Genomic DNA, 26,831 nt, shown 5'->3' with positions numbered 1-26,831 from the left:
AATGGCTTAAGCGGATTGCCGGGTTGCACGGAGCATGCCCAGCACACGGGTGACATCGTCACGGGCCAGATCGTCCTGGGGTGCCTTGCGGCCGAGCAACAGATCAAGCAGATCGTTGTCGGAGAGGTCCATCAGCAGTCCCAGGGCATCGGCTTGACGGACCGTCAAGCCAGATTCGTACCGAGCAAAGAATCGCTCGATGAAAAGGTCGTTCTCCAGCAGCCCACGCCGGCAACGCCACCGCAGCTTGCTCAGGGCACGCTCGTCCAGCAGCGCGTTCAGCGCTGCGTCGGTGGCTTGTTCGGGGTGGGGTGCGGTGTTCATGCGAGTGGATCGGGGCACTCAAACGGAGCGCATCACCATCATTTCCTTGATCTTGCCGATGGCCTTGGTGGGGTTCAGACCCTTGGGGCAGACGTCCACGCAGTTCATGATGGTGTGGCAGCGGAAGAGGCGGTACGGATCTTCGAGGTTGTCCAGACGCTCGGCCGTGCCCTGGTCGCGGCTGTCGGCGATGAAGCGGTAGGCCTGCAGCAGGCCAGCGGGACCGACGAACTTGTCGGGGTTCCACCAGAAGCTGGGGCAGCTGGTGGAGCAGCTCGCGCACAGGATGCACTCGTACAGGCCGTTGAGCTCGTCGCGCTCTTCGGGGCTCTGCAGGCGCTCCTTTTCGGGTGCCACGGTGTCGTTGATCAGGTAGGGCTTGATGCTGTTGTATTGCTTGAAGAACAGCGTCATGTCCACGATCAGGTCGCGCACCACGGGCAGGCCTGGCAGGGGCTTGAGTGTGATCACGCCGGGCAGCGTGTTCATGTTGGTCAGGCAGGCCAGGCCGTTCTTGCCGTTGATGTTCATCGCATCCGAGCCGCACACGCCTTCGCGGCACGAACGGCGGAACGAGATCGAGGGATCCACCGCCTTGAGCTTCATCAACGCGTCCAGCAGCATGCGCTCGTGACCGTCGAGCTCCACCTCGATCGTCTGCATGTAGGGCTTGGCGTCCTTCTCGGGGTCGTAGCGGTAGATCTTGAATGTGCGTTTGGCCATGATGTTTCCTTCTTGTTCAAGGGCGCCGCGGAACTGGCTTTGCCAGGCCGCAGGCGCCGCCCCTGGAGGGGTGCGCCAAAGGCGCGCGGGGTGTTTAAAAGGTTCTAACTTTGGGAGGGACGGAATCAACCGTCAGCGGCTTCAAATTCACGGCCTTGTAGGTCAGGCTGTTGTCGGCGCTGTGCCAGAGCGTGTGTTTCATCCACTCGGCGTCGTTGCGGCCCAGCGGGAACTGCGCGTCGTCGGCGGGGCGCTCGTAGTCGTTGACCGTGTGTGCGCCACGGCACTCGTGGCGGGCGGCGGCCGATGTCATGGTGGCCTGCGCGCACTCGATCAGGTTTTCCACTTCCAGCGCTTCGATGCGCGCGGTGTTGAAGACCTTGGACTTGTCTTTCAGCGCGATGTTGTTCACACGGGCGCGCATGGCGTTGATCTTGGCAACCCCTTCGTCCATGCTGGCCTGGGTGCGGAACACGCCGGCGTGTTGCTGCATCGCGGCGCGCAGGTCGTTGGCCACGTCTTGCGCGTACTCGCCGCCGGTGGTGTTGTCCAGCCGGGCCAGGCGCGCCAGCGTCTTGTCGGCGGCGTCCACCGGCAATGGTTTGTGCACCTTGTTCTTGTCGTTGAACTGCACGATGTGGTTGCCGGCTGCACGGCCGAACACCAGCAGATCCAGCAGCGAGTTCGTGCCCAGGCGGTTGGCGCCGTGCACGCTCACGCAGGAGCATTCGCCCACAGCGTACAGACCATTGACCACAGCCTGGCCGCCGTTGCCATCGGGGGTGACGACCTGGCCGTTGATGTTGGTCGGGATGCCACCCATCTGGTAATGGATGGTGGGCACCACGGGGATCGGCTCGCGCGTGATGTCCACGTTGGCGAAGTTCACGCCGATCTCGTACACCGAAGGCAGGCGCTTGTGGATGGTTTCCGCGCCCAGGTGGTCGAGCTTCAAGAGCACGTAGTCCTTGTTCGGACCACAACCGCGGCCTTCCTTGATCTCCTGGTCCATGCAACGCGACACGAAGTCGCGTGGCGCCAGATCCTTCAAGGTGGGCGCGTAGCGCTCCATGAAGCGCTCGCCTTCGCTGTTGAGCAGAATCGCGCCTTCGCCACGGCAGCCTTCGGTCAGCAACACGCCGGCGCCGGCCACGCCGGTGGGGTGGAACTGCCAGAACTCCATGTCCTCCAGCGGGATGCCGGCGCGTGCCGCCATGCCCAGGCCATCACCGGTGTTGATGAAGGCGTTGGTGGAGGCCGCAAAGATGCGGCCTGCGCCGCCCGTGGCCAGCAGCGTGGTCTTGGCTTCCAGCACGTAGGTCTCGCCGGTTTCCATTTCCAGCGCGGTCACGCCGAGCACGTCGCCGCTGGCGTCGCGGATCAGGTCAAGCGCCATCCATTCAACAAAGAAGGTGGTGCGGGCCTGCACGTTCTGCTGGTACAGCGTGTGCAGCATGGCGTGGCCGGTGCGGTCGGCTGCAGCGCAGGCGCGCTGCACGGGCTTCTCGCCGTAGTTGGCGGTGTGGCCACCGAACGGACGCTGGTAGATGGTGCCGTCGGGGTTGCGGTCGAAGGGCATGCCGAAATGCTCCAGTTCGTACACGACCTTGGGGGCTTCGCGGCACATGAACTCGATCGCATCCTGGTCGCCGAGCCAGTCGGAACCCTTGATGGTGTCGTAGAAGTGGTAGTGCCAGTTGTCCTCGTTCATGTTGCCGAGTGAGGCGCCGATGCCGCCTTGCGCGGCCACCGTGTGCGAACGGGTCGGGAACACCTTGGAGAGCACGGCCACCTTGAGGCCGGCGCGCGCCAGTTGCAGCGAGGCGCGCATGCCGGAACCACCGGCTCCGACGATGACAACGTCGAACTGACGCTTGGGAAGATTTGCGGTAGCGGTCATTGCTTCAGAGCCTCCAGAGAACTTGAACAGCCCAGCCCAGACAGGACAGGAGCCAAACCATGGTGAACACGTGGAGCACCAGGCGGATGCCTGCGGGCTTGACGTAGTCCATCCAGATGTCGCGCATGCCGACCCACACGTGGTAGGTCAGGGCGAGGAAGACGGCGAAGGTCAGGGCCTTCATCCACTGGGCCGAGAAGATGCCGGCCCAGCTGTCGTAGCCGATCGGGCCCTTGGAGAACAGCACCTGCACCAGCAGGATCAGGGTGAACAGCGCCATGATGGCGGCGGTGATGCGCTGGGCGAGCCAGTCGCGCAGGCCGTAGTGGGCGCCGGTGACGACGCGTTTGGAACCGTAGTTGACAGACATATCCAATTTCCTAGTCAGTTGGGGTCAGAGCTGAAGATCTGACCCGCAAATCAATACAACCCGAACAGCTTGGCGCCAAGCAGCACGGTTAGGCCAATGCTCAGGACCAGCGTGACGATGGCCGATGACTTGCCGAACTCCTTGCTCACCGCATGGCACGCGTCCATGTAGAGGTGGCGCACACCGGCAATCAGGTGGTGCAGGTAGGCCCAGATCAGGGCCAGCACCACGAGCTTGAAGAACCAGCCCGGCACGAAGCCCAGGCCAGCCGAGAAGGCCCCGCTGAAGCGTTCGAACGAGATCTCGGAAGACACCGATGTGTCGAACAGCCAGACGATCAGGGGCAACAGGATGAACATCAGGCCACCGCTGGCGCGGTGCAGGATCGACACCCAGCCTGCGGGCGGCAGGCGGTAGGTGGTCAGATCCTTGAATGCGTTGATGTTGCGGAACTCGGGCCGCTTCTTGGTCAACTCGGTCATGGTGGGGACTTTCTTGCGCAGAGGGGGTGCGGGGAAGGGATGTCGGTGGTGTAACGCGTTGGTAACTGCAACCACCGGGTGTCAAATTCTATTGCAACGCACCAATCGTGAGACTGACACCGGATGCAGGCGCGGGGCTATCAAGGGCATAGCAGCGGCGAGTCAGCTCAGTTCGTTGCGATAGTGACGGGTGTCGGTGCGGTAGAGCCCGCGCCGCAGTTCCATCGGGGTGTCGTTGTAAGTGAAGGCCAGACGTTCGACGCTGAGCAGCGGCGAGCCCTCGGGCACACCCAGCAACGTGGCGGTCTCGCTGTCGGCGGCCACGGCCTTGATCTTCTCGACCGCGCGCACCATGCGCACACCGAACTGGGCTTCAAACAAGGCGTACATGGGGCCCTTGTCGTCTGCCAGGGTTTCCAGCGTCAGCCCCTTGAAGGGCACGCCAGGCAGCCAGATTTCTTCGAGGATGGCGGGCACCTGGGCAAAGGTGAGCACACGCTTGACCTGCAGCAACGGGTCGCCTGTGCGCAGGGCGAGCTGGCGTGCCACCTCGGCGGGTGCGCGCAGGCGGCGGCATTCGATGATTCGTCGCTCAGCCGTGCCCTGGTCTTCGAGCGAGCCGGTGTCGGGCAGCAGGCGCAGGAAGCGGTACTGGATGTGCTGCTCGGAGTGCGTGGCCACAAACGTGCCCTTGCCCTGGCGGCGCACCAGCAGGTTGTCGGTGGCGAGTTCGTCGATGGCCTTGCGCACCGTGCCCTGGCTGACCTTGAAGCGGGCGGCCAGGTCGAATTCGCTCGGGATCATGTCACCCGGCTTCCATTCGCTGGCCTGAAGGCTGCGCAGGATCAGCGTCTTGATCTGCTGGTAGAGCGGGCTGAAGGCCGGCGCGCTGTGCTCGGACGCACCCACCTCGGGCGCGGTGCGGCCGTCGTTCGCGGGTGCGTCGGGGGTGCTGGGTGGGGTCGTGGCCATGGTGTTTGAATGCGTCCGCAGGCGGCGCACGAACGTCGAATCATATCTTATATAAGACATAAGACAAATTGACGTATCAGGGTTTGCGAGGGTACACTCCCGGGCTGACCTGGACCCACCAGCGGTGCGCCTTTGGCCCGCTTCTGCCGCCTTTGTCTCGGGGTGTTCGCTCCCCAACCCCATCCCCTTCCTCTCGTCTCATTCTGGAGTTCTCACCATGCAAAAGAAGCCCGTTCGTGTTGCCGTCACCGGCGCCGCTGGCCAGATCGGTTACGCCCTGCTGTTTCGCATCGCTTCCGGCGAAATGCTGGGCAAAGACCAGCCCGTGATCCTGCAGCTGCTGGAAATCCCGGACGAGAAAGCCCAGAAGGCCCTCAAGGGCGTGATGATGGAAATCGACGATTGCGCCTTCCCGTTGCTCGCCGGCATGGAAGCCCACAGCGACCCGATGACCGCGTTCAAGGACACCGACTACGCGCTGCTGGTCGGCTCGCGTCCGCGTGGCCCCGGCATGGAACGCGCCGAGTTGCTGGCCATCAACGGCGCCATCTTCACCGCGCAGGGCAAGGCCCTCAACGCCGTGGCTTCGCGCAACGTCAAGGTGCTGGTGGTCGGCAACCCCGCCAACACCAACGCCTACATTGCCATGAAGAGCGCGCCCGATCTCAAGCCGGGCAATTTCACCGCCATGCTGCGCCTGGACCACAACCGCGCCGCTTCGCAAATCGCCGCCAAGACCGGCAAGCCGGTCGCCAGCATCAAGAAGCTGGCCGTGTGGGGCAACCACTCGCCCACCATGTACGCCGACTACCGCTTCGCCACCATCGATGGCGCTTCGGTCAAGGACATGATCAACGACCAGGTCTGGAACAAGGACGTGTTCCTGCCCACCGTGGGCAAGCGTGGCGCCGCCATCATCGAAGCGCGAGGCCTGTCCTCCGCAGCTTCGGCCGCCAACGCCGCCATCGACCACATGCGCGACTGGGCGCTGGGCACGAAGGGCGAGTGGGTCACGATGGGCATTCCTTCGCAAGGCTGGTACGGCATTCCGAAGGACATGATGTTCGGCTTCCCCGTCACCTGTGAAAACGGTGAGTACAAGGTGGTCGAAGGCCTGGAGATCGATGCCTTCTCGCAGGAATGCATCAACAAGACCCTGGCCGAGCTGCAAGGCGAACAAGACGGCGTGAAGCACCTGCTGTAACCCGCTGGTAACCGCGCCTTGGCCTCCATCCATCCGAGACACATCCTGCTGGGCGCTCAGGCCGGCGCGTTCGCGCTGCCGGTCTGTGACCACTACAGCGGGGTGGAAGCGCGGATGAAAAAAAGCCTGGCGCTGCAGGCCGAGATGGCCGAGGAGTTCGGCACCTGCGTCTTTGACGTGACGCTGGACTGCGAAGACGGTGCGCCGGTGGGTGGGGAGGGCGAACACGCCTTGCTCGTCACCGAACTGGCCTTGGCCGCCGCGGCCCAGGCGCGTGTGGCCGTTCGTGTGCACCCGGTGGACCACCCGGCGTTCGACGCCGACGTGACCACCGTCGCCGGCCATGCCGGTCACCGTCTTGCGCACCTGATGGTGCCCAAGGTCGAGTCGGTGGCCGATGTGCAACGCGCTGTGTCCGCGCTCGACGCTGCAGGTGCATCGGCGCTGCCGTTGCACGTGCTCATCGAATCGCCCGCCGCCGTGCACCGCGCCTTCGACATCGCCGCCCACCCCCGCGTGCAAAGCCTGAGCTTTGGCCTGATGGACTTCGTTTCGGCGCACGGTGGGTCCATCCCCGCCGACGGCATGAGCGTGTCTGGCCAGTTCAGCCACCCGTTGGTGCTGCGCGCCAAGCTGGCCATTGCGTCAGCCTGCCACGCGCACGGCAAGGTGCCTTCGCATTGTGTGGTGACCGAGTTCAAGGACCTGTCCGTGCTGGAGACCGCCGCACGCACTGCAGCACGCGAACTCGGTTACACCCGCATGTGGAGCATCCACCCCGACCAGATCCGCCCCATCCTGGCGGCTTTTGCACCCTCGGCGAGTGAGGTGGACACAGCCGCGGCCCTGATCGAACACGCCATGGCCGCCGAGTGGGCGCCGGTGCAGTTCGAAGGCCGTCTGCACGACCGCGCGAGCTACCGCTACTACTGGCAGGTGCTGGAGCGCGCGCACCACACCGGTCTGCCGCTGCCCGAAGCCATGCAGCCGTTTTTCAACGAGCCCGTTGCTGCGCGGCATTGAGCTTGTTCGCCCCCGCCCCAACTGTTATCTGATCCCACGAACACCCTTTCCCACTGGAGAACGCCATGTCCAACACCTTCCTCACCGACTACCGCGCCCACATCGCCGAACGCGCGGCCCTGGGCATCCCGCCGCTGCCCCTCGACGCAAAGCAGGTCGCCGACCTGATCGAACTGGTGAAGGCGCCGCCGGCCGGTGAAGACGCGTTCCTGATGGACCTGCTCACGCACCGCGTGCCACCCGGCGTGGACGATGCTGCCAAGGTCAAGGCCAGCTTTCTCGCGGCCGTGGCGCACGGCGACATCGCCGTGGGTCTGGTTTCCAAGGCCAAGGCCACCGAACTGCTGGGCACCATGGTGGGTGGCTACAACGTGCACCCGCTGATCGATCTGCTCGACCAGGAAGACGTGGCGGCGGTGGCGGCCGAAGGTCTTAAGAAGACGCTCCTGATGTTCGACTTCTTCAACGACGTGGCGGCCAAGGCCAAAGCCGGCAACGCCAAGGCGAAGGAAGTGATCGAAAGCTGGGCCAATGCAGAGTGGTTCACCACGCGCCCTGAAGTACCGAAGTCGATCACCGTGACCGTGTTCAAGGTGCCCGGTGAGACCAACACCGACGACTTGTCGCCCGCGCCCGACGCCTGGAGCCGCCCCGACATTCCGCTGCACTACCTGGCCATGCTGAAGAACACGCGCGAAGGTGCGGCCTTCAAGCCCGAAGAAGACGGCAAGCGCGGCCCGATGCAGTTCATTGAGGACCTGAAGAAAAAGGGCCACCTGGTGGCCTACGTGGGCGACGTGGTGGGCACCGGCTCCAGCCGCAAGTCGGCCACGAACTCGGTGATCTGGGCCACCGGTCAAGACATCCCCTTCGTGCCCAACAAGCGCTTTGGTGGCGTGACGCTGGGCGGCAAGATCGCGCCCATCTTCTTCAACACGCAGGAAGATTCGGGCTCGCTGCCGATCGAGGTGGACGTGTCCAAACTCGAGATGGGCGATGTCGTCGACGTGATGCCCTACGACGGCAAGATCGTGCGCAACGGCGAGACCGTGGTCGAGTTCAAGCTCAAGAGCGATGTGCTGTTCGACGAAGTGCGCGCCGGCGGCCGCATCAACCTGATCATCGGCCGCTCGCTCACCGCCAAGGCGCGTGAGTTCCTGGGTCTGCCGGCGTCCACGCTGTTCCGCCTGCCGACCACGCCCGTGGCGACCAAGGCCGGCTTCACGCTGGCGCAAAAGATGGTGGGCCGCGCGGTCGGTTTGCCCGAAGGCCACGGCGTGCGCCCCGGCACCTACTGCGAGCCGCGCATGACCACCGTGGGCAGCCAGGACACCACAGGCCCCATGACGCGCGACGAACTGAAAGACCTGGCCTGCCTGGGTTTTTCCGCCGACCTCGTGATGCAGTCTTTCTGCCACACCGCGGCGTATCCCAAACCGGTGGACGTGAAGACGCACCGCGAGTTGCCCGCTTTCATCAGCAACCGCGGAGGCGTTGCCCTGCGTCCGGGTGACGGCGTGATCCACAGCTGGCTCAACCGCCTGCTGCTGCCCGACACCGTGGGCACCGGTGGCGATTCGCACACCCGTTTCCCCATCGGCATCAGCTTCCCTGCCGGCTCGGGCCTGGTGGCGTTTGGCGCTGCCACCGGCGTGATGCCGCTGGACATGCCCGAATCCGTGCTGGTGCGCTTCAAGGGCCAGATGCAGCCCGGCATCACGCTGCGCGATCTGGTGCACGCGATCCCGCTGTACGCCATCCGCGCCGGTTTGCTGACCGTGGCCAAGGCCGGCAAGAAGAACGTGTTCTCCGGCCGCATCCTGGAAATCGAAGGTCTGCCCGATCTGAAGGTGGAGCAGGCGTTTGAACTCTCCGACGCGTCGGCAGAACGTTCGGCCGCCGGCTGCACCGTGAAGCTCAACCCCGAGCCGATCAAGGAATACCTCACCAGCAACGTGGTGCTGATGAAGAACATGATCGCCGATGGTTACGCCGACGCCCGCACGCTGGCGCGCCGCATCGAAAAGGTTGAAGCCTGGCTGGCCAACCCCAGCCTGCTCGAAGCCGACAAGGACGCCGAGTACGCCGCCGTGATCGAGATCGACCTGGCCGAACTCACCGAGCCCGTGCTGTGCTGCCCGAACGATCCGGACGACGCCAAGCTGCTGAGCGACGTGGCCGGCGCCAAGATCGACGAGGTGTTCATCGGTTCGTGCATGACCAACATCGGTCACTTCCGCGCGGCTTCCAAGCTGCTCGAAGGCAAGCGCGACATTCCGGTGAAGCTGTGGATTGCGCCACCCACCAAGATGGACGCGGCCGAGCTGACCAAGGAAGGCCACTACGGCGTGTTCGGCACGGCCGGTGCGCGCACCGAAATGCCGGGCTGCTCGCTGTGCATGGGCAACCAGGCGCAGGTGCGCGAGGGCGCCACCGTGGTGTCCACCTCCACGCGCAACTTCCCCAACCGCCTGGGCAAGAACACCAACGTGTACCTGGCCTCGGCCGAGCTCGCGGCCATCGCTTCGAAGCTGGGTCGCATTCCGACCGTGGCCGAGTACCAGGCCGACATGGGCGTGATCAACAAGGACGGCAGCCAGATCTACAAGTACCTGAACTTCGACCAGATCTCGGAATACGCCGACGCGGCCAAAGGTGTCACTGCCTGAGCCGCCGTCACTCTTTGAAGAAGCGGCCTGCGGGCCGCTTTTTTTTGCCCCTGCCTGGTCCTCTTCCCTGCCATGTGCTGCCGATAGACTCAAAGCCACATGACCCTGCCGCTTTACAGCCTCGTCCTCTTGCCCTTCGTGGGCAGCCTCGTTGCCGCGCTGCTGCCATCGGACGCTCGAAACAGAGAGTCCACGCTGGCGGGCGTCATTGCGCTGATCTGCGCGGTGCAGGCCGCGATGCTGTTTCCCGAGATGGCCGCCGGCGGTGTGGTGCGCGAAGAGATCGTGTGGTTGCCGTCGCTGGGCTTGAACCTCGTGTTCCGCATGGACGGTTTTGCGTGGATGTTCTCCATGCTGGTGCTGGGTATCGGTGCGCTGGTGGTGCTGTACGCGCGTTACTACATGTCGCCCACCGACCCGGTGCCGCGCTTCTTCTCGTTGCTGCTGGCCTTCATGGGCTCCATGAGCGGGGTGGTGCTCTCGGGCAACCTGATCCAGCTGGTGCTGTTCTGGGAGCTCACCAGCCTGTTCTCGTTTCTGCTGATCGGTTACTGGCACCACCGCAGCGACGCGCGCCGCGGCGCGCGCATGGCCCTCACCGTCACCGGCACCGGTGGCCTGTGCCTGCTGGCCGGCGTGCTGGTGCTGGGCCACATCGTGGGCAGCTACGACCTCGACGTGGTGCTGCGCGCGGGCGACCTGGTCCGTGCGCATCCGCTGTACAGCACGGCACTGGTGTTGATCCTGCTCGGGGCTTTGACCAAGAGCGCGCAGTTCCCGTTTCACTTCTGGCTGCCCCACGCCATGGCCGCACCCACCCCGGTGTCGGCCTACCTGCACTCGGCCACCATGGTCAAGGCCGGGGTGTTTCTGCTCGCGCGCTTGTGGCCGGTGCTGGCCGGCACCGACGCGTGGTTCTGGATCGTCACCGGCTCGGGCCTCATCACCCTGCTGATCGGTGGCTTTGTGGCCATCTTCCAGAAAGACCTCAAGAGCCTGCTCGCCTACTCGACCATTTCGCACCTGGGCCTCATCACCACGCTGCTGGGTCTGAACAGCCCGCTGGCCGCCGTGGCAGCGGTGTTCCACATCATCAACCACGCGACCTTCAAGGCCTCGCTGTTCATGGCCGTGGGCATCATCGACCACGAAACCGGCACGCGCGACATGCGCCGCTTGAGCGGCCTCTGGCGCTACATGCCCATCACCGCCACGCTCACCCTGGTGGCGGGCGCGGCCATGGCGGGCGTGCCGCTGCTCAACGGCTTCATCTCCAAGGAGATGTTCTTCACCGAGGCGGTTTTCGTGAACGCCGCGCCCTGGTTCGACACCTTGCTGCCGCTGGCCGCGGTGGTGGCGGGTGCGTTCAGCGTGGCGTATTCGCTGCGCTTCACCGCCAACGTGTTCTTCGGCCCCGATACCTGCCACGCGCTGCCGCGCACACCGCACGAGCCACCGCACTGGATGCGGGTGCCGGTCGAGCTGCTGGTGCTGGCCTGCCTGCTGGTGGGTGTGCTGCCGCAGTGGTCCATCCAGGCCATCCTGTCCACCGCGGCCACACCGGTCGTGGGTGGGCCATTGCCCGCTTTTGATCTCGCGGTGTGGCACGGTTTCAACCTGCCGCTGGCGATGAGTTTCGTGGCGCTGGCGGGCGGCATCGGGCTGTTTGTGCTGCTGCGCCGACCGCTGCAGACCGGCCGCATCCCGCGCACGCCGGTGCTCGGCCGGGTGAGCGGCAAGCGGATGTTTGAGGGCACTTTGGCGTTCATCACCGCCGCCAGCCGGCGGCTGCAGCGCGTGTTGGGCACGCGGTGCCTGCAGGCCCAGTTGCTGCTGCTGGTGCTGGTCACGGTGCTGGCGGCGTTTGTCGCCCTGCGCGGGGCCGGCGCCGGCACCTGGCTCGCGGGCGAACGCAAGGTGCTGCCGTTCTCGCCCATGTTCGCGTTGCTCTGGCTGGTGGGCATCGGCAGCGCCATCGGCGCCACCTGGCAGGCCAAGTACCACCGGCTCACGGCGCTGGCGCTCATGAGCGTGGCGGGGCTGGTGACGGTGGTCACCTTCGCGTGGTTCTCCGCACCCGACCTGGCCTTGACCCAGCTCTCGGTGGAGGCGGTGACCACGGTGCTCATCCTGCTCGGCCTGCGCTGGTTGCCCAAGCGTTCCGAAGCGGTGGACCGGCGATTGCCGCTGCGTATCCGCTTGCGCACCAGTGCGCGGCGTGGGCGCGACCTGGCCGTGGCGCTGCTGGCGGGTGGCGGCATGGCGGCGCTGTCGTATGCGGTGATGACGCGCGATTTCCCGCAAAGCATCTCCACCTTCTTCCTGGAGCGCGCCGTGCCCGAGGGCGGCGGCACCAACGTGGTCAACGTGATGCTGGTGGACTTCCGCGGTTTCGACACGCTGGGTGAAATCGCCGTGCTGGGGATCGTAGCCCTCACGGTGTACGCGCTGCTGCGCCGCTTCAGGCCAGCGCGGGAAAGCATGGACCTGCCCCCGCAGCAGCGCGCCTTGCCCACCGACCTGGCGACCGATCTCGTGAACGCGCAGACCGCCGCCGACACCGCCCACGGCTACTTGCTGGTGCCGGCGGTGCTGGTGCGCCTGCTGCTGCCGATCGCGGCCGTGATCGGGGTCTACCTGTTCATGCGCGGGCACAACGAACCGGGCGGTGGTTTCGTGGCCGGGCTGGTGCTCTCCACCGCCTTCATCCTGCAGTACATCGTCTCGGGCACGCAGTGGGTCGAGGCCAACATCAGCTTGCGCCCGGTGCGCTGGATCGCCACGGGCCTGCTGATGGCAACCTTCACCGGCCTGGGCGCGCTCTTTTTCGGCTATCCCTTCCTCACCACGCACACCGCCCACCTCACCCTGCCGCTGCTCGGCGAGGTCTACGTGGCCAGCGCGCTGTTTTACGACATTGGCGTCTTCACCCTGGTGGTGGGTGCCACGCTGCTCATCCTCACGGCACTGGGCCACCAGTCGGTGCGCGGCCACCGCCGCGTGAGCTCCGACGCCCGCGGTGCCGGCGCACAAACCCCGGGAGACCTTTGATGGAAATCGTGCTGGCTGTGGCCATTGGTGTGCTCACCACCTGCGGCGTGTGGCTGATGCTGCGCCCGCGCACCTACCAGGTGATCATGGGTCTGGCGCTGCTGGGCTATGGCGTGAACCTGTTCATCTTCAGCATGGGCCGGCTCTCGGTGGACAGCGAACCGATCATGGTGGCGGGCTTTCCGCCCACCTTCGAGTTCTACGACGATCCGATGCCGCAAGCACTGGTGCTCACCGCCATCGTCATCGGCTTCGCCATGACGGCGCTGTTCCTGGTGGTCATGCTGGCGCAGCGGGGATTTTTCGGCAACGACCATGTGGACGGCGAGGAGAAAGCCCGGGAGGTTGGTGAATGAGGGATTTGGCCCAGGCCCTCATGCCGCACCTCATGGTGGCGCCGGTGCTGCTGCCGTTGCTGGCGGCCTGTCTGCTCATGCTGGTGAGCGAACGCCGCCACCGCACCAAGGCCACGCTGGGCCTGCTGGCCACCGCCGCCAACCTGGTGGTGGCCGTGCTGCTGGTGGTCTGGGTCAAGGCCGAAGACGAACCGAGTGCCTTCGGCATCTACCTGCCGTCCAACTGGGACGCGCCCTACGGCATCGCGCTCGTGCTCGACCGGCTCTCGGCCCTGATGCTGGTCATGACCGCGCTGGTGGCCTTGATGGCCTTGCTGTTCGCACTGGCGCGCTGGCACAAGGCGGGCGCACATTTCCACCCGCTGTTCCAGATCCAGATCATGGGGTTGAACGGTGCCTTCCTCACCGGCGACCTGTTCAACCTGTTCGTGTTCTTCGAGGTCATGCTCGCCGCGTCTTACGGTTTGCTGCTGCACGGCTCCGGGCCGGCGCGCGTGAAGGCCGGCTTGCACTACATCGCCATCAACCTCGCCGCGTCGTCGTTGTTCCTGGTGGGTGCGGCGCTCATCTACGGCATCTCGGGCACGCTCAACATGGCCGACCTGGCCGCGCGCATGTCCGAGGTGGCGGACGCCGACCGGGCCCTGCTGCACGCGGGCTGCGCCATCCTGGGCGTGGCCTTTCTCGCCAAGGCGGCCATGTGGCCGCTGAACTTCTGGCTGGTGCCGGCCTACGCAAGCGCCAGCGCGCCATCGGCCGCGGTGTTTGCCTTGCTCACCAAGGTGGGTGTGTATGTGTTGCTGCGCCTGTCGACGCTGCTGTTTTCCGACGACGCTGGCGACTCGGCCGGCTTCGGCAGCCAGTGGCTGCTGTGGGGCGGTCTGGCCACGCTGTCCCTGGGCGCCATCGGCATGATGTCGGCGCAGCGCCCGGCGCGCCTGGCGGGGTTCGCGGTCGTTGTTTCTTCGGGCACGCTCATGGCGGTGTTCGGGCTCGCGCGGCCCGAGGTCACGGCGAGCGCGTTGTACTACCTGCCCGTGTCCACGTTTGCGGTGGCGGCGTTTTTCCTGTTGACCGAGCTCATGGACCGCTCGCGGCAACCGGAAGGCATGCGCCAGCAGGCACCCGAAGACGAAGAGGACCACCTGCCGTTTTCCATGGCCGAGCTGGAGCTGTCGCAAGGCGCCAACCTCGACGAGGACGAAATGCCGCTGGTGGGCCGCGCCATTCCCGCCGCCACCGCGCTGCTGGGTCTGGCCTTCATCGCATGCACGCTGTTGCTGGCGGGCCTGCCTCCGTTCTCCGGCTTCATCGGCAAGTTCGCCATGCTCTCCACCTTGCTGGACGCGCCCGGGGACAGCGTGGCGCCGGTGAGCTGGTTGCTCATGGGCGCCATCATCACCTCGGGCCTGTTGGCCTTGCTGGCGCTGACGCGCACCGGCATGCGTTTTTTCTGGGCGCCGGTGGACCGGCCGGCCCCGGTGCTGCGCGTGGTGGAGTACCTGCCTATCGCCTTGCTGATTGGCCTGTGCGTGCTGTTCACCGTGCGCGCCGAAGCGGTGATGCGCTACACCCGAGCCACGGCGGCCGCGCTCTACCAGCCCCGCCTCTACATCGACGCCGTCTTGAGCGCCCGACCCTTGCCCACGCCCACCAACGCCGATCGGCTGGGCTTGCCCGTGCCCGGAGGCTTGAAGTGATGCGCCGACTGTTCCCGTCGCCCTTGTTGTCGCTGGCGCTGGTGGCCTTGTGGCTGTTGCTCAACAACTCGCTCGGTCCGGGCCAGTGGCTGTTGGCGCTGCTGCTGGGCTGGCTGGTGCCCTGGCTCACGCATTCGCTGCGGCCCACGCCGGTGCGTTTCAGCCACCCGCTGGTGGCGCTTCGCTTGTTCTTCCAGGTCGGGCGCGACGTGCTGGTGTGGAACGGGCGCGTGCTGCTGGGCACGGTGGCGCCCGCGGCCAAGGTGCCGCAAGGCGGCTTTGTGGTGGTGCCGCTGGATCTGCGCGACCCCAACGGTCTCGCCGTGCTGGCCGCCATCATGTGTGTGATTCCCGGCACCATCTGGTCCGAGCTCGCGCTGGACCGCAGTGCCTTGCTGGTCCACATGTTCGACCTGGACGACGCGCAGGCCGAGATCGACCTGATCAAACACCGCTACGAGCGGCCGTTGATGGAGATATTCGAATGAGCCCGCTGCTGTACGGCGCGATCGTCTTTGCGCAGGCCTGTTTTGCGCTGGCCATGGGCCTGGCGCTGGTGCGCCTGCTGCGCGGCCCCTCGGCCCAAGACCGGGTGCTCGCCATGGACCTCATCTGCACGCTGGCCATGCTCATGATGATGGTGCTGGCCATCCGCTACCGCAGCTCCATGTACTTCGAGGCCGCGCTGCTGATCGCCGTGTTCGGCTTCATCGGCTCGGCGGCCATGGCCAAGTTTTTGTTGCGCGGCGAGGTGATCGAATGAGCGGCAACCTGGCGTGGTGGATCGAGATCCCGGTGGCGCTGCTGCTGGTGCTCAGCGGCCTGTTTGCGCTGGCGGCGGGCGTGGGCGTGGTGCGCTTCAAGACCTTCTTTCAGCGCATGCACCCGCCCGCGCTGGCCTACAGCTTCGCCGCGTGGTGCGTCACGCTGGCCAGCATCGTGTACTTCTCGGCGCAAGACGACAAGCTCGCGCTGCGCAGCTGGCTCATCATCATTTTCCTGGCGCTCACGGTGCCGGTGACCACCATCCTGCTCGCGCGCACCGAGTTGTTTCGCCGGCGCACGGCCGGTGGGGGTGGGGGTGATGAGGTTCCGCCGCCGCTGAACCACGAGTCCGCCGCGCCGGTGCCTGCAGACGAGGCCCGCTGATCAAACGCTGGCGGAGGCCAGCAGCCCTCGCAATGCGGTTGCCGTGGCCTCATCCGCTGGAAAAAAAGTTTCCATCGCCAGCTCTTGCAGCGTGATGTCCACCGGCGAACCGAACACGGTGGTGGTGCTCACCAGCTGCAGCACGCCGTGGGGTGTGTGGAACTGGAACGGCATCAGGACACCGGGGTGCTCGCCCGGCAGGTCCACGGGCGGCGACCCAGGTTCCTCGGGATAGCCCTTGAGCTCTTCCAGCAGCGCGACCAGCACCGTGTCGCCGGTGGCGCGGATCTGCTGGCGCAACCGCTCGAACAGGTGCTCGCGCCACTGCCGCAGGTTGGCGATGCGCGGCGCCAGACCCTGCGGGTGCAGGCTCAGGCGCAACACGTTCACCGGGCCTTGCAGCAGCTCGGGCGCAGCACCGGCCATGAGCAGGGGCACCAGGCGGTTGTGCATCACCAGGTTCCAGTGGCGGTCCATCGCGAGTGCGGGCCAGGGCTCGTGGCACGCCAGGATGCGCTGCACCGCCGCGCGCGCCGGGGCCATCTCGGGGTCTTGCAACGGCCGCGCGCGGTACATGGGCGCAAAGCCCGCGGCAACCAACCAGGCGTTGCGCTCGCGCAGCGGCACGTCGAGCCGCTCCACGAGGCGCAGTACCATCTCGCGGCTCGGGCTGGCGCGGCCGGTTTCCACACAGCTCAGGTGGCGCGTGGAGACCTCGGCCACATGGGCCAGGTCCATCTGGCTGAAGCGCCGTCGCTGGCGCCAGTGGCGCAGGTGGTCGCCAAAGGAGGTGGGTGGAGCGCTGCGGTGGGGGAGGGCGGAGGTGTCCATGGACCGCATGTTAGGGCGGCCGGGGCGGCGCTTCCATGACCTCGGAGGTCATCGACGCGCTGCACGGCGCCGTCGACCATGAAGGCCTCTTCAACCCCCGCAAGGAGTGCTTCCATGTCCCTCACCGCTCAACTTTCATCCCCCACCGTGCTGCGCCGGGTGCTCGCGTTCGACGCTGCGTCGGGCGCCGGCACCGGCGTGCTGCACCTGCTGCTGGCACCGCTGCTGTCCACCTGGCTCGGCCTGCCCGAATCGCTCTTGCAGGCCTCCGGTGTGGCGATCTTCGTGTTTGTGTTGCTGGCCGGCTGGCTGGCGCTTCAGGCCTCGCCGCCACGCGGTCCGCTGATGGCGATCGTGTTGCTCAACTTTGCCTGGGCGATCGCCTGTCTGTGGCTGGCGTTCGGCGGAGCGTTCAACCCCACGCCGCTCGGCATGGCCTACCTGTTGGTGCAGGCGGCCGTGGTGTTGGTGCTGGCCGAGCTGGAATGGATGGGCTGGCGCCAGCTCGCTGCAGGCCCGCGCATGCCGCAGATGGCCTGAACCGCGCCACAACGAAAAAGGCGGCCCGAGGGCCGCCTTTTCATGTCCGAAGACAGGGAGCGATCAGCGCGTGCCGGTCACTTCCACGTCCACGCGGCGATCGGGCTGCAGGCAGGCCACGAGTGCGGCGGTGCGGCTGTTGCCCTTGCAGTCTTCAGGCTTGGTCACCGGCTGGGTCTCACCCTTGCCAACGGCCGAGATCTTCGCGCTGTCCAGGCGACCGTTGGTCACGAGGTAGTTCTTGACAGCCATGGCGCGCTCTTCCGAGAGCTTCTGGTTGTAGGCGTCCGAACCGAGGCGGTCGGTGTGGCCTTCAACGACCACGGTCTGGTAGTTGGCGGTGGACAGGTCACGGGCGAACTTGTCGAGTTCGGCGCGGCCTTCGGGCTTCACGTTGGCAGCGTCAAAGCCGAACAGCGACTCGGCCGACATGCTCACGCGCTGGGGCATGGGAGCCGGTGCGGGCATGGGGGCTGGTGCCGGTGCGGGCGCCTGCACCATCGGAGCGGGAGCCGGAGCCGGTGCCACGTAAGGCGCAGGGGCTGCGGCCACATAGGCAGGCGCGCGGTTGAACGGGAACACCAGGCCCACGGTCAGCATGTCGACGTTGGTGCGGCCATTCACGCCGTTGTTGACCCGGTAGCGTTCGAGTTCGGTGCGGATCCACATGGAACGGCTCAGTTCGTACTGAAGGCCCAGACCCACTTTGGCGTTGGCTTTGGTGTCGTTGCGATCCTGCACGCCGGCAGCCGTGGCACCAGCGCCGGTGAACGATGCGCGCGTGCGGCCCATGGCCACACCCACACGACCCAGCACCGAAAAGCGCTCGGTGATCGGCAACGTGCCGACCAGGTCCAGGTTCAGACCACGCATGCGGGTGTCGTTGTTGAACGCGCCGTTGGGGGTGTTGGACGAGAAGGTCGACTTGCCCAGATCGAAGTAACCGCCTTCAACGGCGATGTTGCGGTTGAACTGGTAACCGCCGAACAGCTTGTAGCCGGTGTCTTTTTCATCGCTGGTGAAGCCGGTGGCCGGGCCGTTCGGTGCGCCTGCGCCGAGAAGGCCATTGGCCACAGCGGCTTCGTCAACCTTGGCGCGGGCTTCACCGGCGGACACGCCGCCGTAGAAGAAACCAGGTTCCTGGTATTGAGCGAATGCCGAGGTGGCGGCGACGGAGAGGATGGCGACGGTCAGTGCACTGAAGGCGTGACGGGATTTCATGGCGGGCTTTCAAGAGGCTTGGAACTTCGTTTGCACGAAGGGATTTCAGCAACGTGAGCTCACCATGGAATGGCAGGCGTCTCGTTGTCAGACCCGTTTGTAGTTGTGCGTGTTGGCAGGGTCTGTGCGTTCGCAGACACAGCGAGGCGAGGGTTGTTTTGTGGACACAAGGGCGTGGTGTCTTTGTGTGCAACCTGAAACGGATGTGGGCTACCGAACAGATGCAATGCGTACCGGGCACTAGTCTCCACCTACACCGATGAGGTCCATGCGATGTGCATGTGTTTTGTCGGTCGGACCGTGCAACCTGCGCAACCGCTCAAGCCACGGTCACTGACTCCTCAAGGAACATTCCATGAAAAAAGCTCTACTGCTGATCGCCGTTGCATCCACCTTCGTTCTGGCCGCTTGCGACCGTGAACCCGTCATCGTGAACGCACCGGCTTCCACCGTCCCAGGCCCAGCGGGTCCTGCAGGCGCCACCGGTTCGACCGGCTCCATGGGTTCGACCGGTTCCACCGGCTCGACGGGCTCCACCGGCGCAACGGGTTCCACGGGTTACACCGGCAACACCGGCGCTACCGGCGGCACGGGCGCCACGGGTGACACCGGCGCCACCGGCGCGACTGGCGACACCGGCAAGACCGGTGGCGGCACCGTGATCGTGGTGCCACCTGCTGAACCTGCGAAGTAATCCACGCCCGTTCAACACAAGGAGAACACCATGAGTATTGGAACCATTCTGTTGATCGTGCTGGTCCTGCTGTTGCTGGGTGTGATCCCCAGCTGGAACCACAGCCGCAGCTGGGGCTACGGCCCCAGTGGCGTGCTAGGTGTCGTTCTGATCATCGTGGTGGTATTGCTGCTCACCGGCAGGCTCTGACCCCGCGCGGCCCCGCCTCACGGTTGAGGGCCTCACAAAAAACCCCCGCAAGAGACATCTTGCGGGGGTTTTTTTATGGGCCATCGGAGCACGGCACGTTGGGTGCCGTGCTGCTTGGTTCAGCGCGTGCCGGTCACTTCCACGTCCACGCGGCGGTCGGGCTGCAGGCAGGCAACCAGAGCGGCGGTGCGGCTGTTGCCCTTGCAGTCACCCGGCTTGGTCACAGGCTGGGTTTCACCCTTGCCCACGGCCGAGATCTTCGAGCTGTCCAGGCGGCCATTGGTCACGAGGTGGTCCTTGACGGCGTTGGCGCGCTCTTCTGACAGCTTCTGGTTGTAGGCGTCCGAACCGAGGTGGTCGGTGTGGCCTTCCACCACCACGGTCTGGTAGTTGGTGCCTGTGAGGTCACGGGCGAACTTGTCGAGTTCGGCGCGGCCTTCGGGCTTCACGGTGGACGCGTCAAAGCCGAACAGCGACTCGGCCGACAGGCTCACGCGCTGGGGCATCGGCGCCGGTGGAGGTGGTGGCGGGGGCGCCTGCACCACCGCGGGCGGCGGTTGAACCACCACCGGCATCGGCATGGGCGCGGCGGCCATGCGCACCGGCTGCGGCGCCGGTCCTCCGAAGCGGTAGACCAGACCCACCGAGAGCATGTCGATGTCACCCTTGTTGCCGATGGCGTCGTTCACGCGGTAGCGCTCCAGTTCCAGCCGCATGGCCATTGCGTCGCTGAAGGCGTAGTTCAGACCCACGCCGTACTTGGCATTCGCCTGGCTTTTGCTCGCGGTCGGGTTGCTGACGTTGACCGCGCCGGTGCCGGAGAACCGGTCGTTGGCGCGGGCGTAGTTCACGCCGACCCGGCCCAGTGCCGACAGTTTTCCGGTCAGGGGCAGCGATCCCACCAGGTCCAGGTTGAGACCCCTGACACGCATCTCGCCGTTCAAGGTGCCGGTCGGAATCGTGTTGGCGGTGTAGCCGAACTTGCCCAGGTCGAAGTAACCACCCTCCAGCGCAAAGTGGGGACTGAACTGGTACCCGCCAAACAGCTTGAAGCCGGTGGATCGGTCCCGGTCGTTGATGGAAGTGGTTGTGAATCCCTGCGCCTGCAAGCCGCTGGTGATGCGGGGGTCATCGATTTCTGCACCGGTGCGACCTGCGTTGGCGCCGGCATACCAGCCGGTTGATTGAGCGGTGGCCAGCGGATGGGCGAAAAAGGCGAGTGTCAGCAGGCTCAGGGCGCCTGCGCTGGTGTTGAGTGTGGGTTTCATGGTGTTTCCGGGGAGTGTGTGGAGCGCGTGATGTCTCAAGGCGCAGGTACGTTGATCACGGTGTTCACCATGGTGACCGACGCGTCCAGCGACAGCGCGCGGCCATTGAGGGTGGTGATGGCCACGTTGCCCGCGGTGGAGAAGCTCACGCCGGTGCGCGCGATGATGGTGCCTTCCATGGTGCCGCCGCCACCGGCGTTGATGGTGGCCGCGCTGCCGACCTGCCAGTACACGTTCCGCGCCTGCGCGCCGCCAGTCAAAAGCACGCTTTGCGGGAATGCCGCACCCGGGCCGCCCACCGTCAGGGTTTGGGCCATCTGGAACACCCAGACCGCATTCGGGTTGCCCTGCGCGTCCAGGGTCAGATTGCCACCCTGGATCATGAAGGTGCCACCGGCGGCCTTGTAGATGCCGGGGGCCAGCGTGAGGTTGGCCAGGTTGCCAGCGCCCGCATCCACACCACCCGGCAAACCGGCCAGCGTGTTGAACGCCACGAGTGCATCGGCCCGGGCCGCCAGTGCGATGGCCTCCGTGGCGGCCGTGCCCTCGGACAGGCAAGCCCCCGTGGGAGGCGGCGGCGCGGTGTTGATGTTGCCGGACACCACGCCTTCGTTCACGCCCGCCACCACGGTGTAGGTGCACCCGGGTTTGTTGTTGCGAAAGCCTGTGATGGCCGTCGACACAGCCGTCGTCCCGATGTCGCCATTGATGACTGTGAACGGGCCGTCGTTGGTCATGCCGGCCGAGCCACCGAAAGCGCCAAAGGTGGAAGCAACCCCCAGCGGAACAAAGGAGCCGCCGGGCGGTGCGACAGGTGTCACCGAGACGAACGGCGTGGTTCCCGAGCCGTCAATGCCGAGGACGGGGTCACCTCCGCCGCACGCGGCCACCAGGGTGCTGATCATCAAGGGGGCTAGCCACTTCCAGGGGAGGTGGCGGGTGTGTGTGTGTGTCATGGGGGGTTCTCAGTCAGGGGTTCTTGGGACCAGGCCCACGCGCCGCTCTCCCGGCGGTGGACACCTTGGGCAGACGCGCCATGCCGAAAGGCTTGCACGTGCCTGCTGCAACCAAGCATGGATATCCCGTGCATGAGCGTCTGTTGGGCAACGCACTCTCGTGAACGAACGTCGTGAGCCGACGGCTTCGCGCGTGCAAATCACCACAGACAACGAGGACTCTTTTGCTGCTGACAGAATGGTCCGTTCGTTCACTTGCCGCCGTCTGGAGTTTTCATGTCCACCACCGCCCGTTTCGCGCACCCCTTTGCCAACACCGTCAAAGCCTTCAAGACCGCATCGGGCAAGAGCGGGCGGCTGTATTCGCTGCCGGCGCTGGCCAAACAATTTCCCGACATCCAGCGCCTGCCGGTGTCGCTGCGCATCGTGCTGGAGAGCGTGCTGCGCCATTGCGACGGTGAGCGCGTGATGCCCGAACACGTGGCCCAGCTCGCGCAGTGGAAGCCCAACGGCGAGCGCACGCAGGAGATCCCGTTCACCGTGGCGCGTGTGGTGCTGCAGGACTTCACCGGTGTGCCGCTGCTGGCCGATCTGGCCGCCATGCGCAGCGTGGCCGAGCGCCTGGGCAAGGACCCCAAGAAGATCGAGCCGCTGGTGCCGGTGGACCTGGTGGTGGACCACTCGGTGATGGTGGACCACTACGGCACCAAGAGCGCACTCGACCTCAACATGAAGCTGGAGTTCCAGCGCAACAACGAGCGTTACCAGTTCATGAAGTGGGGCATGCAGGCCTTCGACACCTTCGGCGTGGTGCCGCCGGGCTTCGGCATCGTGCACCAGGTGAACCTGGAGTACCTGGCGCGCGGCGTGCACATGAAGGGCGGCCTGTACTACCCCGACACGTTGGTGGGCACCGACAGCCACACCACCATGATCAACGGCATCGGTGTGGTGGGCTGGGGCGTGGGCGGCATCGAGGCCGAGGCCGCCATGCTGGGCCAGCCGGTGTATTTCCTCATGCCCGACGTGGTGGGCTTTGAGCTCACCGGGCGCCTGCGCGAAGGCGTGACCGCGACCGACCTGGTACTCACCGTCACCGAGATCCTGCGCCAGCACAAAGTGGTGGGCAAGTTCGTCGAATTCTTTGGCGAGGGCACGGCATCACTCGCACTGCCCGACCGCGCCACCATCGCCAACATGGCGCCCGAGTACGGCGCCACCATGGGTTTCTTTCCAGTGGACGGCAAGACCCTCGATTACTTCCGCGGCACCGGCCGCAGCAAGGCGGAGATCGAGGCCTTCGAGGCCTACTTCCGTGCTCAGGGCATCTTCGGCGTGCCGGGTGCGCCGGGGGCATCCATCAAGGCCGGCGAGATCGACTATTCGCAAGTGGTCACGCTCGATCTCGGTCAGGTCACGCCCAGTCTGGCCGGCCCCAAGCGCCCGCAAGACCGCATCGAGCTGGGTAACGTGGCCCGGCAGTTTGCCGAGCTGTTCAGCAAGCCCAATGCGCAGAACGGCTTCAACCGGCCTGCGGCCTTGCTGCACACGCGCCACCAGCCGCGCAGCGCCGACGAGGTGGACCCGGCGGCGCCTGGCGATGAGCCGGCCATCCCACCAGGCGCGCCGCGCTTCGTGGCCGAAATGGAGGCCAACAAGCCCGCGCTGGCCACCGCCGCCGCAGTGGCAGAGCCCACACCGGTCGAGGCCAGCAAAGGCAGCAAGCTGAGCATCGGCAACGGCGACGTGCTGATCGCTGCCATCACGAGCTGCACCAACACCTCCAACCCCGGCGTGCTGCTGGCCGCCGGCCTGCTGGCCAAGAAAGCGGTGGAGGCGGGCCTGAAGGTCAAGCCGCACATCAAGACATCGCTCGCCCCCGGCTCGCGCATCGTCACCGAATACCTCACGCAGACCGGCCTGCTGCCCTACCTGGAGAAGCTGGGCTTCGCACTCGCGGGCTACGGCTGCACCACCTGCATTGGCAACGCGGGCGACCTCACGCCCGAGCTCAACGAGGTGATCACCAGCAACGACCTGATCTGCGCGGCCGTGCTCTCTGGCAACCGCAACTTCGAAGCGCGCATCCACCCCAACCTGAAAGCCAACTTCCTCGCCAGCCCGCCGCTGGTGGTGGCCTACGCGATCGCCGGCAACGTGATGACCGACCTGATGACCGAGCCCCTGGGCAAGGGCAAGGGTGGCAAACCGGTGTACCTGGGCGACATCTGGCCGACCAGCGACGAGATCTACGACCTGATGAAGTTCGCCATGAACGGACGCGCCTACCGCGAGAACTACGCGCGTGTGAAGGCCGAGCCCGGCAAGCTGTGGGAGCGCATCAAGGGCGTGAGCGGCAACGCCTACACCTGGCCCGAAAGCTCCTACATTGCCGAGCCACCGTTCTTTGACTCGTTCGAGCTGGCCATGCCTGCGGCCACCGAGCCGCCCGCAGTGAAGGGGGCTCGCGTCATGGCGCTGTTTGGCGACTCCATCACCACCGACCACATCTCGCCCGCCGGCAACATCGCCGAGAACTCTCCGGCTGGCCAGTGGCTGCTGGCGCGTGGCGTTCTCAAGGCCGACTTCAACAGCTACGGCGCGCGCCGCGGTCACCACGACGTGATGATGCGCGGCACCTTCGCCAATGTGCGCATCAAGAACCTGATGCTGGCGACGGGGGCCGACGGTTCGCGCGAAGAAGGCGGCTGGACGGTGTACCAGCAGGAAGGCGTGGGCCACGGCCAGAAGATGAGCATCTTCGACGCCGCCATGCGTTACCAGGCCGCGAACATTCCCACGGTGATCTTTGCCGGCGAGGAATACGGCACCGGCTCCAGCCGCGACTGGGCCGCCAAGGGCACGCAGCTGCTGGGCATCAAGGCTGTGGTGGCGCGCAGCTTCGAGCGCATCCACCGCTCCAACCTGGTGGGCATGGGCGTGTTGCCGCTGCAGTTCAAGGCCGGCGACTCGTGGGAGAGCCTGGGCCTGCGCGGCGACGAAACCATCGATGTGCTGCCGCATCCCGAACTCACGCCCCAAAGTGATGCGCAACTGGTGATCACGCGCACCGATGGGTCGCGCAAGACGGTAAGCCTGACCCTGCGCATCGACACACCGGTGGAAGTGAACTATTACCGCGAGGGCGGAATCCTCCCCTACGTGCTCAGGCAATTGTTGAGCGCTTGAGCCGGATGCCGCAAAGCGGCATGATGTGTTTTCAGCCGCAACAGGAGCCGCCATGCGAAAGCCTGCCTTGTACAGCCCGTCACGCCGAGCAGGCACCGCGCAGCCCGACGCGGACGCTCGCGCAGGTGGGCAGGCCCCGGTGGTGGACGTTGTGGCGCCCCCGCCCGCGGGCCGATTCAGGCGCTTGCGGGCCGCATCGTCCAGCGCTGCTTCGAAGCCGCGCGTCATGTGGTCGGCCATGGCTGTGCTCGCGGCGCTGCTGGCCGCCAGCGTGTGGCAAGGCGGCGTGAACGGCCCCAAGGCGCTCACGCAAAAGGACATCGACGCGGCCGTGCTGCGCACCCTCACCACACAAAACCTGCCCTCACGCGCCGCGCGCGCCGCCGAAAAGATCCGTCCGGCCGTGGTGCGTGTCATGTCCTACGGCAAGAACGCCGAGGGCAAGGAGGTGGAGCAGGGCGTGGGCACCGGCGTGGTCATCACCGACAAGGGCATCATCCTGACCAACCTGCACGTGGTGCAAACCGCCATGAGCGTCAGGATCGTGTATGCCGACGGCTCCGAGTCGCCCGCCACCGTGACCGGCGCGCAGCCGCAGAACGACCTGGCCGTGTTGCAGGCGCAGATCATTCCCGACGACCTCATCGCCGCCACCATGCGCTCCACCAACGATCTGGTGCCGGGCGAGGACGTGGTGGCCGTGGGTTTTCCCTTTGGGATCGGCCCCTCGGTGTCGTCCGGCGTCATCTCGGGCTTTGACCGCGCGTTCAAGTCGCCCGAGGGCGTGCAGGAAATCGGCAACCTGATCCAGTTCGACGCGGCGGCCAATCCCGGCAATTCGGGCGGCCCTCTGGTCACCATGGACGGTGAAGTCATCGGCATCGTCACCGGCATCCTCAACCCCACCAGCCACCGCACCTTCGTTGGCATCGGATTTGCAGTGCCCATCGAGAGTGCAGCGTCCGCCGCCGGTTTGCCACCCTTCTGAATTTTTCTTCACCGTCACAGGAGCTTCCATGGACCAGAACGCCGCCCCCGACACCGCCCAACTCATGGAGCAGATCCTGTACGAAGTGAAACGCGTGGTGGTGGGGCAGGACCGGTTCCTGGAACGGGTGATGGTGGCCATGCTGGCCCAGGGCCACCTGCTGGTTGAAGGCGTGCCGGGCCTGGCCAAGACGCTTACCGTGAAGACCCTGGCCAATGTGGTGCAGGGTCAGTTCAAGCGGATCCAGTTCACGCCCGATCTGGTGCCTGCCGACCTGGTGGGCACGCGCATCTACAACCAGAAGACCGGTGACTTCAGCACCTCGCTGGGCCCGGTGTTCGCCAACCTGCTGCTGGCCGACGAGATCAACCGCGCGCCGGCCAAGGTGCAGAGCGCGCTGCTGGAGGTGATGCAGGAGCGGCAGGTGACCATCGCCGGCGAATCGCACAAGGTGCCCAGCCCGTTCCTCGTGATGGCGACGCAGAACCCGATCGAGACCGAGGGCACCTACCCGCTGCCCGAGGCACAGGTCGACCGTTTCATGATGAAGGTGCTGGTGGACTACCCCACCGACGAAGAAGAGTACGTGATCGTCGAGCGCGTCACCGGCCCCGCCGTGCAAGTCAATGCCGTGGCCACCACCGATCAGCTCGCGGTGCTGCAGGCGCAATGCCGCCAGGTCTATGTGGACCCTTCGCTGGTGCAGTACGCGGTGAAGCTGGTGTCGGCCACGCGCACACCCGAGAAGCACGGCCTGAAGGATCTGGCGCGCTTCATCACCTTCGGCGCCAGCCCGCGCGCGACCATTGGCCTGGTGGAGGGCGCACGCGCGCTGGCCATGTTGCGTGGTCGCAGTTATGCGCTGCCCGAAGACATGACCGACCTGGTGCCCGACGTGTTGCGCCACCGCGTGGTGCTGTCCTACGAAGGCCTGTCCGAAGGCCTCACCTCCGAATCGCTGATTGCAAAAATCATGAAACAGATCGCGCCGCCGGCCCGCCCGCTGGAACACGAACAGCGCGCCGCCTGAAC

At 65.8% G+C, this 26,831-nt stretch carries 25 protein-coding genes; 15 read left to right on the top strand and 10 right to left on the bottom strand.

All coding sequences use genetic code 11. From position 1 onward, the window contains the following. Positions 1-6: 6 nt before the first annotated feature. The 6 genes from BSY239_RS12340 to BSY239_RS12315 form a co-directional block, all read right to left on the bottom strand. The gene (locus BSY239_RS12340; protein ID WP_069047117.1) at positions 7-324 is read right to left on the bottom strand and encodes an FAD assembly factor SdhE; all 318 of its coding nucleotides are present in this window, start codon (positions 322-324) and stop codon (positions 7-9) included. A gap of 18 nt (positions 325-342) precedes the next feature. Continuing rightward, the gene (locus tag BSY239_RS12335; protein WP_069047116.1) at positions 343-1,047 is read right to left on the bottom strand and encodes a succinate dehydrogenase iron-sulfur subunit; all 705 of its coding nucleotides are present in this window, start codon (positions 1,045-1,047) and stop codon (positions 343-345) included. A 94-nt stretch (positions 1,048-1,141) separates the two neighbouring features. After that, positions 1,142-2,947 carry a succinate dehydrogenase flavoprotein subunit gene (gene sdhA / locus BSY239_RS12330; protein ID WP_069047115.1) on the bottom strand — a complete coding sequence of 602 codons (1,806 nt, stop codon included), beginning with the start codon at positions 2,945-2,947 and terminating at the stop codon, positions 1,142-1,144. Positions 2,948-2,951: 4 nt separating this feature from the next. Beyond that, complete coding sequence (gene sdhD, locus BSY239_RS12325; RefSeq protein ID WP_069047114.1) at positions 2,952-3,317, bottom strand: succinate dehydrogenase, hydrophobic membrane anchor protein; 366 nt, start codon at positions 3,315-3,317, stop codon at positions 2,952-2,954. Between the two features lie 50 nt (positions 3,318-3,367). After that, positions 3,368-3,799, bottom strand: a complete 432-nt coding sequence (gene sdhC, locus BSY239_RS12320) for a succinate dehydrogenase, cytochrome b556 subunit (protein ID WP_069047113.1) — start codon at positions 3,797-3,799, stop codon at positions 3,368-3,370. Between the two features lie 162 nt (positions 3,800-3,961). Further along, entirely contained in the window at positions 3,962-4,771 is an 810-nt protein-coding gene (locus tag BSY239_RS12315; protein ID WP_069047112.1) for a GntR family transcriptional regulator, read from the bottom strand. Between the two features lie 217 nt (positions 4,772-4,988). Here BSY239_RS12315 and BSY239_RS12310 point away from each other — a divergent pair, with 217 nt between their 5' ends. From BSY239_RS12310 to BSY239_RS12270, 9 genes are all read left to right on the top strand, one after another. Beyond that, complete coding sequence (locus tag BSY239_RS12310; protein WP_069047111.1) at positions 4,989-5,975, top strand: malate dehydrogenase; 987 nt, start codon at positions 4,989-4,991, stop codon at positions 5,973-5,975. Positions 5,976-5,993: 18 nt separating this feature from the next. Continuing rightward, positions 5,994-6,998, top strand: coding sequence for an HpcH/HpaI aldolase/citrate lyase family protein (locus BSY239_RS12305; RefSeq protein ID WP_069047110.1), 1,005 nt, complete (start codon positions 5,994-5,996; stop codon positions 6,996-6,998). A 65-nt stretch (positions 6,999-7,063) separates the two neighbouring features. Continuing rightward, positions 7,064-9,667 (top strand): bifunctional aconitate hydratase 2/2-methylisocitrate dehydratase, encoded by a 2,604-nt coding sequence (gene acnB / locus BSY239_RS12300; protein ID WP_069047109.1) that lies wholly within the window; start codon positions 7,064-7,066, stop codon positions 9,665-9,667. A 105-nt stretch (positions 9,668-9,772) separates the two neighbouring features. Continuing rightward, positions 9,773-12,718 carry a monovalent cation/H+ antiporter subunit A gene (locus BSY239_RS12295; RefSeq protein ID WP_069048962.1) on the top strand — a complete coding sequence of 982 codons (2,946 nt, stop codon included), beginning with the start codon at positions 9,773-9,775 and terminating at the stop codon, positions 12,716-12,718. After that, a complete protein-coding gene (locus BSY239_RS12290) occupies positions 12,718-13,074 on the top strand; it encodes a Na+/H+ antiporter subunit C (protein ID WP_069047108.1) in 357 nt (118 codons plus the stop codon). The genes BSY239_RS12295 and BSY239_RS12290 overlap by 1 nt, the downstream gene beginning before the upstream one ends. Then, positions 13,071-14,774 carry a monovalent cation/H+ antiporter subunit D gene (locus BSY239_RS12285; RefSeq protein WP_069047107.1) on the top strand — a complete coding sequence of 568 codons (1,704 nt, stop codon included), beginning with the start codon at positions 13,071-13,073 and terminating at the stop codon, positions 14,772-14,774. The genes BSY239_RS12290 and BSY239_RS12285 overlap by 4 nt, the downstream gene beginning before the upstream one ends. After that, positions 14,771-15,262 (top strand): Na+/H+ antiporter subunit E, encoded by a 492-nt coding sequence (locus BSY239_RS12280; RefSeq protein WP_083239948.1) that lies wholly within the window; start codon positions 14,771-14,773, stop codon positions 15,260-15,262. Before BSY239_RS12285 ends, BSY239_RS12280 begins: the two co-directional genes overlap by 4 nt. Then, the gene (locus tag BSY239_RS12275; RefSeq protein ID WP_069047105.1) at positions 15,259-15,537 is read left to right on the top strand and encodes a K+/H+ antiporter subunit F; all 279 of its coding nucleotides are present in this window, start codon (positions 15,259-15,261) and stop codon (positions 15,535-15,537) included. Before BSY239_RS12280 ends, BSY239_RS12275 begins: the two co-directional genes overlap by 4 nt. Then, positions 15,534-15,923 (top strand): Na+/H+ antiporter subunit G, encoded by a 390-nt coding sequence (locus BSY239_RS12270; RefSeq protein WP_069047104.1) that lies wholly within the window; start codon positions 15,534-15,536, stop codon positions 15,921-15,923. The genes BSY239_RS12275 and BSY239_RS12270 overlap by 4 nt, the downstream gene beginning before the upstream one ends. Here the strand turns inward: BSY239_RS12270 and BSY239_RS12265 are convergent, their stop codons facing one another. Continuing rightward, entirely contained in the window at positions 15,924-16,754 is an 831-nt protein-coding gene (locus BSY239_RS12265) for a helix-turn-helix domain-containing protein (protein ID WP_069047103.1), read from the bottom strand. Positions 16,755-16,868: 114 nt separating this feature from the next. On the opposite strand from BSY239_RS12265, the gene BSY239_RS12260 reads away from it, so the two are divergent. Continuing rightward, positions 16,869-17,294: a hypothetical protein gene (locus tag BSY239_RS12260; RefSeq protein ID WP_069047102.1), complete on the top strand. Its 426-nt coding sequence runs from the start codon at positions 16,869-16,871 to the stop codon at positions 17,292-17,294. 63 nt (positions 17,295-17,357) lie between these two features. On the opposite strand, the gene BSY239_RS12255 is transcribed toward BSY239_RS12260, so the two are convergent. Next, positions 17,358-18,515 (bottom strand): OmpA family protein, encoded by a 1,158-nt coding sequence (locus BSY239_RS12255; protein WP_069047101.1) that lies wholly within the window; start codon positions 18,513-18,515, stop codon positions 17,358-17,360. A 355-nt stretch (positions 18,516-18,870) separates the two neighbouring features. Here BSY239_RS12255 and BSY239_RS22445 point away from each other — a divergent pair, with 355 nt between their 5' ends. Beyond that, on the top strand, positions 18,871-19,209 hold the full coding sequence (locus tag BSY239_RS22445) for a hypothetical protein (RefSeq protein ID WP_069047100.1): 339 nt from the start codon (positions 18,871-18,873) through the stop codon (positions 19,207-19,209). Between the two features lie 30 nt (positions 19,210-19,239). Next, complete coding sequence (locus BSY239_RS12245; protein ID WP_069047099.1) at positions 19,240-19,398, top strand: DUF3309 family protein; 159 nt, start codon at positions 19,240-19,242, stop codon at positions 19,396-19,398. 119 nt (positions 19,399-19,517) lie between these two features. Here BSY239_RS12245 and BSY239_RS12240 read toward each other — a convergent pair whose 3' ends face one another. Next, entirely contained in the window at positions 19,518-20,666 is a 1,149-nt protein-coding gene (locus tag BSY239_RS12240) for an OmpA family protein (RefSeq protein WP_069047098.1), read from the bottom strand. 35 nt (positions 20,667-20,701) lie between these two features. After that, a complete protein-coding gene (locus tag BSY239_RS12235) occupies positions 20,702-21,622 on the bottom strand; it encodes an ice-binding family protein (RefSeq protein WP_083239946.1) in 921 nt (306 codons plus the stop codon). 276 nt (positions 21,623-21,898) lie between these two features. On the opposite strand from BSY239_RS12235, the gene BSY239_RS12230 reads away from it, so the two are divergent. The 3 genes from BSY239_RS12230 to BSY239_RS12220 are packed head-to-tail and all read left to right on the top strand — an operon-like array spanning position 21,899 to position 26,829. Beyond that, positions 21,899-24,811 carry an aconitate hydratase gene (locus tag BSY239_RS12230; RefSeq protein ID WP_069047096.1) on the top strand — a complete coding sequence of 971 codons (2,913 nt, stop codon included), beginning with the start codon at positions 21,899-21,901 and terminating at the stop codon, positions 24,809-24,811. A 52-nt stretch (positions 24,812-24,863) separates the two neighbouring features. Then, entirely contained in the window at positions 24,864-25,799 is a 936-nt protein-coding gene (locus tag BSY239_RS12225; protein ID WP_069047095.1) for a S1C family serine protease, read from the top strand. A gap of 28 nt (positions 25,800-25,827) precedes the next feature. Then, positions 25,828-26,829 carry an AAA family ATPase gene (locus tag BSY239_RS12220; protein WP_069047094.1) on the top strand — a complete coding sequence of 334 codons (1,002 nt, stop codon included), beginning with the start codon at positions 25,828-25,830 and terminating at the stop codon, positions 26,827-26,829. Positions 26,830-26,831: the final 2 nt, after the last annotated feature.

This window comes from Hydrogenophaga sp. RAC07 (assembly GCF_001713375.1).
Classification (GTDB): domain Bacteria; phylum Pseudomonadota; class Gammaproteobacteria; order Burkholderiales; family Burkholderiaceae_C; genus Hydrogenophaga.
Note: the sequence above shows the minus strand (reverse complement) of the source record. Positions and strands in the feature narration are given on the sequence as shown.

Excerpts from the sequence above, each read along its gene's own strand:
- BSY239_RS12340 (WP_069047117.1), bottom strand. The coding sequence starts at position 324 with ATGAACACCGCACCCCACCCCGAACAAGCCACCGACGCAGCGCTGAAC.
- BSY239_RS12335 (WP_069047116.1), bottom strand. The coding sequence starts at position 1,047 with ATGGCCAAACGCACATTCAAGATCTACCGCTACGACCCCGAGAAGGAC.
- sdhA (WP_069047115.1), bottom strand. The coding sequence starts at position 2,947 with ATGACCGCTACCGCAAATCTTCCCAAGCGTCAGTTCGACGTTGTCATC.
- sdhD (WP_069047114.1), bottom strand. The coding sequence starts at position 3,317 with ATGTCTGTCAACTACGGTTCCAAACGCGTCGTCACCGGCGCCCACTAC.
- sdhC (WP_069047113.1), bottom strand. The coding sequence starts at position 3,799 with ATGACCGAGTTGACCAAGAAGCGGCCCGAGTTCCGCAACATCAACGCA.
- BSY239_RS12315 (WP_069047112.1), bottom strand. The coding sequence starts at position 4,771 with ATGGCCACGACCCCACCCAGCACCCCCGACGCACCCGCGAACGACGGC.
- BSY239_RS12310 (WP_069047111.1), top strand. The coding sequence starts at position 4,989 with ATGCAAAAGAAGCCCGTTCGTGTTGCCGTCACCGGCGCCGCTGGCCAG.
- acnB (WP_069047109.1), top strand. The coding sequence starts at position 7,064 with ATGTCCAACACCTTCCTCACCGACTACCGCGCCCACATCGCCGAACGC.
- BSY239_RS12290 (WP_069047108.1), top strand. The coding sequence starts at position 12,718 with ATGGAAATCGTGCTGGCTGTGGCCATTGGTGTGCTCACCACCTGCGGC.
- BSY239_RS12285 (WP_069047107.1), top strand. The coding sequence starts at position 13,071 with ATGAGGGATTTGGCCCAGGCCCTCATGCCGCACCTCATGGTGGCGCCG.
- BSY239_RS12275 (WP_069047105.1), top strand. The coding sequence starts at position 15,259 with ATGAGCCCGCTGCTGTACGGCGCGATCGTCTTTGCGCAGGCCTGTTTT.
- BSY239_RS12270 (WP_069047104.1), top strand. The coding sequence starts at position 15,534 with ATGAGCGGCAACCTGGCGTGGTGGATCGAGATCCCGGTGGCGCTGCTG.
- BSY239_RS12265 (WP_069047103.1), bottom strand. The coding sequence starts at position 16,754 with ATGGACACCTCCGCCCTCCCCCACCGCAGCGCTCCACCCACCTCCTTT.
- BSY239_RS12260 (WP_069047102.1), top strand. The coding sequence starts at position 16,869 with ATGTCCCTCACCGCTCAACTTTCATCCCCCACCGTGCTGCGCCGGGTG.
- BSY239_RS12255 (WP_069047101.1), bottom strand. The coding sequence starts at position 18,515 with ATGAAATCCCGTCACGCCTTCAGTGCACTGACCGTCGCCATCCTCTCC.
- BSY239_RS22445 (WP_069047100.1), top strand. The coding sequence starts at position 18,871 with ATGAAAAAAGCTCTACTGCTGATCGCCGTTGCATCCACCTTCGTTCTG.
- BSY239_RS12245 (WP_069047099.1), top strand. The coding sequence starts at position 19,240 with ATGAGTATTGGAACCATTCTGTTGATCGTGCTGGTCCTGCTGTTGCTG.
- BSY239_RS12240 (WP_069047098.1), bottom strand. The coding sequence starts at position 20,666 with ATGAAACCCACACTCAACACCAGCGCAGGCGCCCTGAGCCTGCTGACA.
- BSY239_RS12235 (WP_083239946.1), bottom strand. The coding sequence starts at position 21,622 with ATGACACACACACACACCCGCCACCTCCCCTGGAAGTGGCTAGCCCCC.
- BSY239_RS12230 (WP_069047096.1), top strand. The coding sequence starts at position 21,899 with ATGTCCACCACCGCCCGTTTCGCGCACCCCTTTGCCAACACCGTCAAA.
- BSY239_RS12225 (WP_069047095.1), top strand. The coding sequence starts at position 24,864 with ATGCGAAAGCCTGCCTTGTACAGCCCGTCACGCCGAGCAGGCACCGCG.
- BSY239_RS12220 (WP_069047094.1), top strand. The coding sequence starts at position 25,828 with ATGGACCAGAACGCCGCCCCCGACACCGCCCAACTCATGGAGCAGATC.